This window comes from Agrobacterium sp. 16-172Ci (assembly GCF_053522725.1).
Genome location: NZ_JBNWBW010000019.1, coordinates 105190 through 113750 on the forward strand (window position 1 = coordinate 105190; position 8561 = coordinate 113750).

The window sequence follows — 8561 nt, forward strand, 5'->3', positions numbered from 1 at the left end:
ATGTCGGACATTACGGACGTCAATGCGTTTCTGCTGGTGGCTCGATCCAGAGGTTTTCGGCAGGCCGCGCGCGAAAGTGGCATCAGTTCCTCCGCGTTGAGCGATGCGGTGAAACGCCTGGAAGAGGACATTGGGGTAAGGCTATTCAATCGCACCACTCGCAGCGTACTCCCGACGGAGGCCGGACGTCTCTTGCTGGAGCGCACCGGACCTGCGTTTGCAGAAGTTGCATCGGCACTCGACGAGGTAAGAAGCAGCCGCGGCCGCCCCTCGGGGGAGCTCAGGCTAAATGTCCCGATGAGCGCGGCAAGGCTGGTCCTGCCTGCGATCGTGCCGCCGTTCTTGGCAGCCTATCCAGACATAAGACTGGAAATCGTGACCGACGAGAATTTCGTCGACATCATAAAAAGCGGCTGCGATGCTGGCATCCGTTATGACGAACGGCTCGAGCAGGATATGGTGGCTTTGCCGATCGGCCCGCGTCAGCAGCGCTACGCCCTTGCCGCGTCGTCGCGTTATCTCGCAAGGAGGGGTGGACCGCAACATCCACGAGACCTGCTTTCGCATGATTGTATTCTGGGGCGGTTTTCGGGGCGTGCACTCCCCTCTTGGGAATTCGAACGCGATGGGGAGGAAGTCATCATAAATCCGAAAGGTAACCTCGTGGTCCAGTTCGGCGGCGGCACTGATCTTGGCATCGACGCAGCCATTGCCGGTTCTGGCATGATTTATATTTTCGAGGACTGGCTAAGGCCACACTTTGATCGAGGAGATCTGGTGCCGGTGATGGAAGAATGGTGGCTGCAGTTTTCGGGTCCGTTCCTCTATTACCCTGGGCGGCGCCTTGTGCCCGCGCCATTGCGCGCATTTATCGATTTCGTGAGGCAATCGCACAAGGTATGGATCGGGGCAGAATGAGCGGACGCTTCGGTTTGAACTTGAAGGTCGGTCCTCGCTCTTGATGGGAATCGAACCGGCGACACTGCTTTTAGCGGAGGCTCGGTTTCCAACGATATGTCGAGCGTCCGTCATGGTGGACATGCGGTGAAACAGCGATCATGTGTCGAAAAAGAGCAGCGCTCCATACCGACGCTCAATAGCATTGACGGCGAACCAGCGAACGGGGCCGAAATACTCGTGAAGGCCAAGCCTTTGCGGGGAACGAAGGTAGAGTTCGAAAACAATCCCTGCTGGAGTCAACCCAGGTTCAACCCGCGTGCTGGCTTACATGAACTGTTGTCCCGACGACGTTGGACGGCCGGGAGACGGAACCGATGGAAGCTACGCCAAAGCTCAGGGTTAACATCGACGACTCGCCCGAAGGTCTGGCATCGGGTAGTCTTGCCCTCTACTCGATGGGACCTCTCGGAATACAGCCCACCTTAAGTTGGTGGAACTATCTTCGTCCGAAGTGAACCTCTCGAGCTGCATCACCCCACGTGTGGATCTCTATCGCGATACCTGCGAGAAGCCAAAACCGCAGATGTTTCAGGGGCAAGAAGTTCATGCTTTTCCGCAAACGCTGTGAACAGACCACGCGCCGTTTCTGCCTCAATCTCGCCACGAAGGGCTGCCTGACAGGCTTTTAAGGCAACGGAATGGGCAGTGTCTCTGAGTGACACCGGCCACTCGGCCAGGTGTCGGTAAGCATCCATTAAGGTACGAACTTCCGTCGGGAACCCCAAGCCGACAAGAATAGTAACTGGTTTGCTGAACATATCGGGTTTCATCGTTCTCTCCTTCCAACCCGTCATGTTGACGGGCGCCATCTCAATGGCGCCCTTGGACTTAGTGGACAAACTTACAGATCAAGCCGCCTTCTGTGCTTCAATCTGTGCCGGAGCCGCCGACGTCAGCGTGGGCGTGGGCGTGCTCTGAATCGAGATCTTGCGCGGCTTCAATGCCTCGGGAATCTCGCGGACAAGCTCGATCGACAGGAGACCGTTATTCAAACCCGCTCCGCTCACACGGACATGGTCGGCGAGTTCGAAACGATGTTCGAACGGGCGACCAGCGATGCCGCGATGCAGGTAGCCATCCGAGGGTGCCTCCTGCTTCTTGCCGGCAACAGTGAGCAGGTTGGATTGGAAACTGACGTCGAGATCGTCTTGGGCAAAGCCCGCCACCGCAATCGAGATCCGATATGAATCGTCCCCTGTTTTGACGATGTCATAGGGCGGCCAGTCGTTCGTCGAACGGGCACGCTGAGCGTTTTCCAGAAGATTGAAGATCCGGTCGAAACCAACGCTCGAGCGGTAGAGTGGTGCATAGTCGTAAGATGTTGCCATAGCCATATCCTCCTTGAAGCAACATGGGTACGGGAGTGCCAAAAGCGGCGCTCCCGGCAATGCCAACCCTGTCTTAAGCGGCTGGCGGCAGACGATTTGGTTTTGGTGATTTTCCGATTCAAGATCTGCTGCGGAAAAAATTTACCGAATTCGCACTATCCGGCTGTCAATGTACCGATCGACTGAGAACACGATGCGGATAAGCCGCCATGAACTGCGAGATCATCTCGCAAGCTTGCTGCAATACCCGCTCGGCGGTTTCGGGAGTGTCGCGTGCCAGTTCATCGGCGTTTACGCGGATGGCTTCCGCCATATTCGCAGACATCAATGCAAATCGCCCCTCACCGTAGACTAGGGCCTCCTGCGAGGCGGTCTCAAGCCATCGCGCAAAATCGACAATAATCTCTTCCCTCTCGGCGGTGCTAGCGTCCTTGATGATCTTAATGTTCTCTTCCATTTGCTCTCACTCCATACAGACGTGGGAAAGCGACCGGGCTCATCAAGCCCCGATCGCCGGGTGAGCTAGGAAGTGGACATGTCCGATTCAAGCCTGGTGCAGCTTGAACTCACCGTCGACACGCCGCCATTCTGCGGCGGCGTCCAACCCAGCCTCGAACATCGTCTGACGAAGCGCCTTAACAGATGCGCGGATGAAGATACGCTTTCCTGCCAAACGAGCTCCTGCCATGGAACCAATATGGGAGCCGCACATTATTAGTTGCCGCAAAATCAGGAATCCTCATGACAGATGACCCTCAGACCCGACAAGACGCCAGAGATGCAGGGAACCGTCTCGTTGCTGGTCATGCTTCTGAAGATCCATTCGCGGCGGCGTTCAAAGCCACGCGTATGCCCATGCTCATCACCGATCCGCGTCAACCTGACAACCCGATTATCTTCTGTAATACGGCGTTCTCTAAGTTGACCGGCTATTCCAACGAGGAGCTAATCGGAAAGAACTGCCGTCTCCTTCAGGGACCGAATACCGATCCGAAAGCTGTGCAGAAGCTTCGCGAAGCCGTTGCGGCAGCGCAGGATCTGTCAATCGATATCCTAAATTACCGGAAAGATGGATCAGAATTCTGGAACGCCCTCTTCGTCAGTCCGGTTCGCGATGCCTCAGGAACGGTCATCTATTTCTTCGCCTCGCAACTCGACTTCACAAATATCAAGAGCAAGGAAGCGAAGCTCGCCCAGGCACGTCATACCGCCGAAGAAGAAGTTGCGTTGCGAACCGCGGCTCTGACAGATGCTCTTCGAGCGAAAACGGCCTTGGTTCACGAGGTCGATCATAGGGTAAAAAACAACCTGCTGACGATTGCGTCGATCGTGAAACTTCAAGCGCGTATGACTGAGAATGATGTCGTTGAGCGAACACTCATGTCAGTGCTCAATCGGGTCGAAGCTCTAAGCACGGTTCAGCGTAAACTCCTGAACGACGAAGAGGTCGGCTATTTCGACGTCGCAGATTTCGCAAACACCCTGATGCTTGACAAGATAGGTGCGCTTAAGCGCCCCGACATCCAGCTCACGACAGATCTTCACGAAGTCGTAGTCCCAGCGACTAAGGCATCTCCGCTGGCCCTGATCATAAACGAGCTCGTCGGCGACGCTATCCGCAGGGGTCTGAGTGACGGCGGTGGCAAAATCCATCTCGAGATAAGGCGGCTGAACGGGCACTTCTTGATGCGGGTCATCGACACCGTTTCGCCAGTGGAGGTAGACAAAGAAGAGGAGGCTTTCAGCCAGAAGATGCTTGAGGCGTGTCTCCTGCAACTTCGCGCCAAGATGGACCGGAAGATTACCGGTCACAAAACAGACGTTAGCGTCGAACTGTCGGTGAAAGACTGAGAGGATTTGTCTTGAATATTCTGATTGTCGAGGACGAGGTCCTCCTGGCTATGGAGCTGGAAAGCGAAGTGGAAGATGCCGGCCATCATGTCGTCGGGACGGCCGCTGACAGCCGGGAAGCAATCGAACTCGCTGAAGCGACCTCGCCGCAATTTGCTTTTGTCGATATTCAGTTGCTTGACGGCCCGACAGGCATCGATGTCGGCCGCTACCTGTCGGAAAAAACAATACCCTTCGTTTTCGTGTCAGGTAATCTCAAGCGTATACCAGACGATTTTGCCGGAGGACTCGGGGCGATCGAGAAGCCTTACACAATGAACGGGTTGCAGAACGCCATGCAGTTTCTTCAAAGTTTTGTCGATGGAGGCCCCACGTCCGTAGTTCCGCCGAGCCTTGTTCTTTCGCCCGCCGTCCTTGCGGCTCTTGCTTCACGATCAACTTCGCGTCCGCGCGGTTAAGGAAACCCAGTGAGTTCACCATCGGAGCGCATCGGCGCTGTTCGAGATTCAGGTCTGCTTGAAGCTCCGGTTCAGTCGGAATTCCAGGACATTATTGAGGTCGTCAAAGCGGGGCTGAACTGTCCTGTGGCGCTTGTGTCGATACTCGATGAAGATCGTCAGGTTTTCATCGCTCACCTCGGCTTGCCGGAAAAATGGGCCGAGGCGGCTGAGACCCCCCTGACGCACTCATTCTGTCAACATGTCGTCCGCGATAAACAGCCTCTGATCATAGGTGACGCAACGATCCACGATCTTGTCCGGAACAATCTGGCCATCACGGATCTTGGCGTGATCTCCTACATGGGGGTTCCAGTTACGTTGCCGGACGGAATGGTGATCGGGGCGTTGGCTGCGATCGATGGTGAGCCACGTACCTGGACGGAGAGCGAGCTCGAGTTGCTCAGTCGGATCGGCAAGCTGGTTTCGAACCAGATCGCCACTTTTCTATCCGAGCGTCGATGGAGTTCGCTTTTCGAGCAGCTCGAGGAAGGCATTATCGTCGGCTCAGTTGTTCGGGATATCGATGGCAAGATCGTCGACTGGCGGTATGAAACGGTCAATCCCGCTTGGAGTGAACTGGTAGGCTATCCTGACCAAAACGTGTCAGGCCGTACAATGCGTGAGATTTTCCCGAGTTTTGAACAGGAGTGGGTTTCCGACGTCGCAGACGTTGTCGAAACCGGCCAGAATAAACGGTTTACCCGGAAAGTTGGCTCGCTTGGCCGCTGGTTCGATGGCTACGTACAAGCTACCGGTAATGACAAGTTTGTCATCATCTTTGTCGAGGTGACAGACCGAATGCGGGCGCTGGAGGCACTTCAGGAGAGCGAGACAAAGCTGCGGCTCATCGTCGAGGGGGCGAAAGACTACACAATTCTGACAGTGGATAACGAGCACCGCATTACCAGCTGGTTTGGCGGGGCGCAGGAAACGTTTGGCTGGTCGGAAGCGGAGATGCTCGGCCGGCCGTTCGCAGAGCTCTTTACGGATGAGGATCGCGCGGCAGACGTTCCGGCTAGGGAAGTGCGTAAAGCCGCAGCAGAAGGCCTCGCAGTCGATCGGCGATGGCACCAGACAGCGGACGGATCAAAGGTGTTTCTCGACGGGACCCTTCGCCCGCTTCCAAGCCGAGGTGCTTCACCGATTTCCGGGTTCATCAAGGTCGCACGGAATGCTACGGCGCAAAAAGTTGCGGAAGACCGACAGCTGGCATTTCTGGAGCTAGGTGACAAAATTCGTGAACTGGACGATGTCACAGATGTAGCATTTGCTGCAGCCGAGATTATGGCGCGAAACCTGGCTGGCGCCACAAGAGCAGGCTACGGCCTTGTGGACCCCATCGCCGAGACCGTTGAAATGCTGCCAGACTGGCGAGCAGAAGGGGTCTCGACCGTCGCTGGCCTACATCAGTTTCGTAACTATGGATCATATATCGAGGATCTTAAGCGCGGCGAGACGGTGATTATCCCAGACGTGGCAAAAGATCCCCGGACGTCAGACTCGGCCGAGCTGTTTCATTCGATCGGAATCTCGGTTCTCGTCAATGTTCCGATCGTTGAGCACGGCGCGTTTGTGGGAGTGATGTTCGTTCACTACGACAGACCCCATCACTTCACGACGGAAGAGCGCGATTTTGTCCGCACAATTGCCGACCGCACGCGCGAAGCCATCTCCAGGATACTAGCCCAACAGGAACAGCAGGTTTTGAACCACGAGATCAGTCATCGCCTGAAGAATACGATGGCCATGGTCCAGGCGATTGCAACGCAGACCTTGCGTCCGGTGACAGATCGAGGGCCAGTCGAGGCCTTTACCAACCGTCTCCACGCGCTCTCCAAAGCCCACGAGGTCCTTCTCGTGCAGGATTGGTCTTCCGCGCGTATGGAGGCCGTCATTGATTCTGTTTTGCGCCAGCTGTCACTACCCGACCGTTACTCGATGTCAGGTCAAGACTTGGAGCTTGGACCGCGCTCGGCTCTTTCTCTGGCTCTTTTGATGCATGAACTTGGCACCAACGCCCTGAAATATGGAGCATGGTCGAACGACGTGGGTACCGTTACCGTTCGTTGGACAACGCAGGAGTGCAACGGAGATACTGCGCTTCATCTTGACTGGAACGAGCATGATGGGCCCGCGGTGGTTACGCCATCAGGTAAAGGTTTTGGATCGAAACTCATACGACTTGGATTGATGGGAACAGGCGGTGTCGAAATCAATTACGATCCGGAAGGATTGCGAGTGACGATGCAGGCATTGGTTTCGCAACTGAGGCACTCATGATGATGGCTGACATTATGAACAAAGTTGCGATCATCCTGGTAGTCGAAGACGAACCGCTGTTGCGCCTGGCTGCCGTCGACCTCGTTGAGGCGGCAGGATATCAAGCGGTTGCCGCGGCAGATGCGACAGAAGCCGTGGCTATTCTGGAGGAACGCGACGATATTCGCATTGTGTTTACCGACGTCGATATGCCGCGCGGCCTCGACGGCATGCGCCTTGCGGCCATCATTCGTGATAGGTGGCCGCCGATCAAGGTGATCGTTGTTTCTGGACATATCCAGGACCCTGGCGACCGGATTCCTGCTGAAACGGTATTTTTCGCCAAGCCTTACCGGGAAGAGCAGATCGTCGAGACTATTAGGCAGCTGCTTCAACAGAAGGCGTAATTCGATAAGAGCCAAGTTTGCCATGCACACACTAGGCCAAAGCATGTCCGCCGATGTTCGTTAGCCATCTTGCAACGATGTTGCCGAGTAATGCACCGACACCCTGAACCGTCAGCAGGCCACTTTCCTACCTGCCGCGCAATGCACAGCAAAGTCGCATAAACGTCTGCTTTGAGGCTCGTCAACGGAAGCCGAACAACGGCGACTTCAATTCCGGCCGCCTTCAGTATATCGTGCACGGGTCGCCATGATGATCCATCCATCGTTGCGCAACGCACAAGAACGACGCTTGTCCGCGGCGGCGACTTCGTCAGCAAGGCCTTGATACTTGCTCGGATCGCGTGTGAGCGCGCGCCCCTTGAATTGACCATTGGCCTTCAGGGCACTGCCAATCGACGGCCTCGACGGCGCCTGCTGTACGAACCAGAAGACCATCCTGCGCAAGAATCTCGAGGATCGGGTTCTGTCCTGCCTCCCCGCTGCGTTCTTCGGAACGGGTTTATTCGACGACGTCGCCGGACAGGCAGCGCCAGAACCTTGCAGCATCGACGAAGAAGGAACCGGACGAGCGCCAGCGCATTTCCGGGGAGTTGAAGGCTGCCGAACAGGAACAGCGTCAGATCATCCAGCAGATCAGCGATCGCGCCGCCGAAGGACGCCCTCGCCTCGCCGCCCTAGACGATATGCTCGACACGCTGGAGGAGCGCCGCGCCGGCCTTGAGGCCCGGCTGAAGCAGGCACCGGCGGAAGAAGATTTCGGGGAGAAGATCAGGAGGCTGAAGGCGGAAGTCAGTCCTGAAGCTGTCGAGCTGGTCATCAATTCGGCCTTCTATTACCTGCGCGAGCACGCCGATACCGAGACGAAGCAGCCCTTCATCAACCTCGTGCGCCAGTTCATTCAGAAGGTCGTGATCGGCAAGACCCCGGGCCACCAGCCGGCATCGCTCGAAGTCCACGGCCGGATCGCTTCCATCCTCGCGGCGATGGAAGCCGCAACGATCCTGGAGAAGCAGTTCGAGGCGCTCAAACAGCACGATTATCTGGAGAAGTTACGCGCCGGGGAGATCGAGACGGAGCAGAAACAAAAAAGCTCCTCGACTCATATGAGGAGGAGCTTCGTCGCAAATACCCCGAGTGGGCGAATTTGCAAGTGTCGGTGGTTGCGGGGGCAGGATTTGAACCTGCGGCCTTCAGGTTATGAGCCTGACGAGCTACCGGGCTGCTCCACCCCGCGTTGACTTGTTTTATTATAGCAT

General features: G+C 56.2%; 10 protein-coding genes and 1 tRNA gene. 6 read left to right on the forward strand and 5 right to left on the reverse strand.

Features of this window, described 5'->3' with window-relative positions:
* Positions 1 to 918, forward strand: a complete 918-nt coding sequence (locus ACQZ40_RS17355; protein ID WP_078052924.1) for a LysR family transcriptional regulator — start codon at positions 1 to 3, stop codon at positions 916 to 918.
* Positions 919 to 1430: 512 nt separating this feature from the next.
* Here the strand turns inward: ACQZ40_RS17355 and ACQZ40_RS17360 are convergent.
* The 3 genes from ACQZ40_RS17360 to ACQZ40_RS17370 all read right to left on the reverse strand — a co-directional run bounded on the left by ACQZ40_RS17360 (position 1431) and on the right by ACQZ40_RS17370 (position 2745).
* Positions 1431 to 1730, reverse strand: coding sequence for a DUF982 domain-containing protein (locus tag ACQZ40_RS17360; RefSeq protein WP_081307784.1), 300 nt, complete (start codon positions 1728 to 1730; stop codon positions 1431 to 1433).
* 78 nt (positions 1731 to 1808) lie between these two features.
* Entirely contained in the window at positions 1809 to 2288 is a 480-nt protein-coding gene (locus tag ACQZ40_RS17365; protein WP_174037378.1) for an Hsp20 family protein, read from the reverse strand.
* A 166-nt stretch (positions 2289 to 2454) separates the two neighbouring features.
* The gene (locus tag ACQZ40_RS17370) at positions 2455 to 2745 is read right to left on the reverse strand and encodes a hypothetical protein (protein WP_448748338.1); all 291 of its coding nucleotides are present in this window, start codon (positions 2743 to 2745) and stop codon (positions 2455 to 2457) included.
* A 78-nt stretch (positions 2746 to 2823) separates the two neighbouring features.
* On the opposite strand from ACQZ40_RS17370, the gene ACQZ40_RS17375 reads away from it, so the two are divergent.
* Genes ACQZ40_RS17375 through ACQZ40_RS17395 form a run of 5 tightly spaced genes read left to right on the forward strand, consistent with a single transcriptional unit; the run spans position 2824 to position 7305 of the window.
* A complete protein-coding gene (locus ACQZ40_RS17375; protein ID WP_065654881.1) occupies positions 2824 to 3006 on the forward strand; it encodes a hypothetical protein in 183 nt (60 codons plus the stop codon).
* Positions 3007 to 3029: 23 nt separating this feature from the next.
* Positions 3030 to 4139 (forward strand): PAS domain-containing protein, encoded by a 1110-nt coding sequence (locus ACQZ40_RS17380; RefSeq protein WP_125146495.1) that lies wholly within the window; start codon positions 3030 to 3032, stop codon positions 4137 to 4139.
* 11 nt (positions 4140 to 4150) lie between these two features.
* The gene (locus ACQZ40_RS17385) at positions 4151 to 4597 is read left to right on the forward strand and encodes a response regulator (protein WP_065654879.1); all 447 of its coding nucleotides are present in this window, start codon (positions 4151 to 4153) and stop codon (positions 4595 to 4597) included.
* A 9-nt stretch (positions 4598 to 4606) separates the two neighbouring features.
* Positions 4607 to 6919 (forward strand): GAF domain-containing protein, encoded by a 2313-nt coding sequence (locus ACQZ40_RS17390; protein ID WP_448748339.1) that lies wholly within the window; start codon positions 4607 to 4609, stop codon positions 6917 to 6919.
* A complete protein-coding gene (locus ACQZ40_RS17395; RefSeq protein WP_104679844.1) occupies positions 6916 to 7305 on the forward strand; it encodes a response regulator in 390 nt (129 codons plus the stop codon). The genes ACQZ40_RS17390 and ACQZ40_RS17395 overlap by 4 nt, the downstream gene beginning before the upstream one ends.
* 674 nt (positions 7306 to 7979) lie before the next feature.
* Here ACQZ40_RS17395 and ACQZ40_RS17400 read toward each other — a convergent pair.
* Together ACQZ40_RS17400 and ACQZ40_RS17405 are read right to left on the reverse strand one after the other, a co-directional pair.
* The gene (locus tag ACQZ40_RS17400) at positions 7980 to 8339 is read right to left on the reverse strand and encodes a hypothetical protein (protein WP_448748340.1); all 360 of its coding nucleotides are present in this window, start codon (positions 8337 to 8339) and stop codon (positions 7980 to 7982) included.
* A 123-nt stretch (positions 8340 to 8462) separates the two neighbouring features.
* Positions 8463 to 8539 (reverse strand) — tRNA-Met (locus tag ACQZ40_RS17405).
* Between the last annotated feature and the right edge of the window lie 22 nt (positions 8540 to 8561).

Coding starts and splice junctions, on each gene's coding strand:
- ACQZ40_RS17380 (WP_125146495.1), top strand. CDS start 3,030: ATGACAGATGACCCTCAGACCCGACAAGACGCCAGAGATGCAGGGAAC.
- ACQZ40_RS17395 (WP_104679844.1), top strand. CDS start 6,916: ATGATGATGGCTGACATTATGAACAAAGTTGCGATCATCCTGGTAGTC.
- ACQZ40_RS17370 (WP_448748338.1), bottom strand. CDS start 2,745: ATGGAAGAGAACATTAAGATCATCAAGGACGCTAGCACCGCCGAGAGG.
- ACQZ40_RS17360 (WP_081307784.1), bottom strand. CDS start 1,730: ATGAAACCCGATATGTTCAGCAAACCAGTTACTATTCTTGTCGGCTTG.
- ACQZ40_RS17355 (WP_078052924.1), top strand. CDS start 1: ATGTCGGACATTACGGACGTCAATGCGTTTCTGCTGGTGGCTCGATCC.
- ACQZ40_RS17375 (WP_065654881.1), top strand. CDS start 2,824: ATGTCCGATTCAAGCCTGGTGCAGCTTGAACTCACCGTCGACACGCCG.
- ACQZ40_RS17365 (WP_174037378.1), bottom strand. CDS start 2,288: ATGGCAACATCTTACGACTATGCACCACTCTACCGCTCGAGCGTTGGT.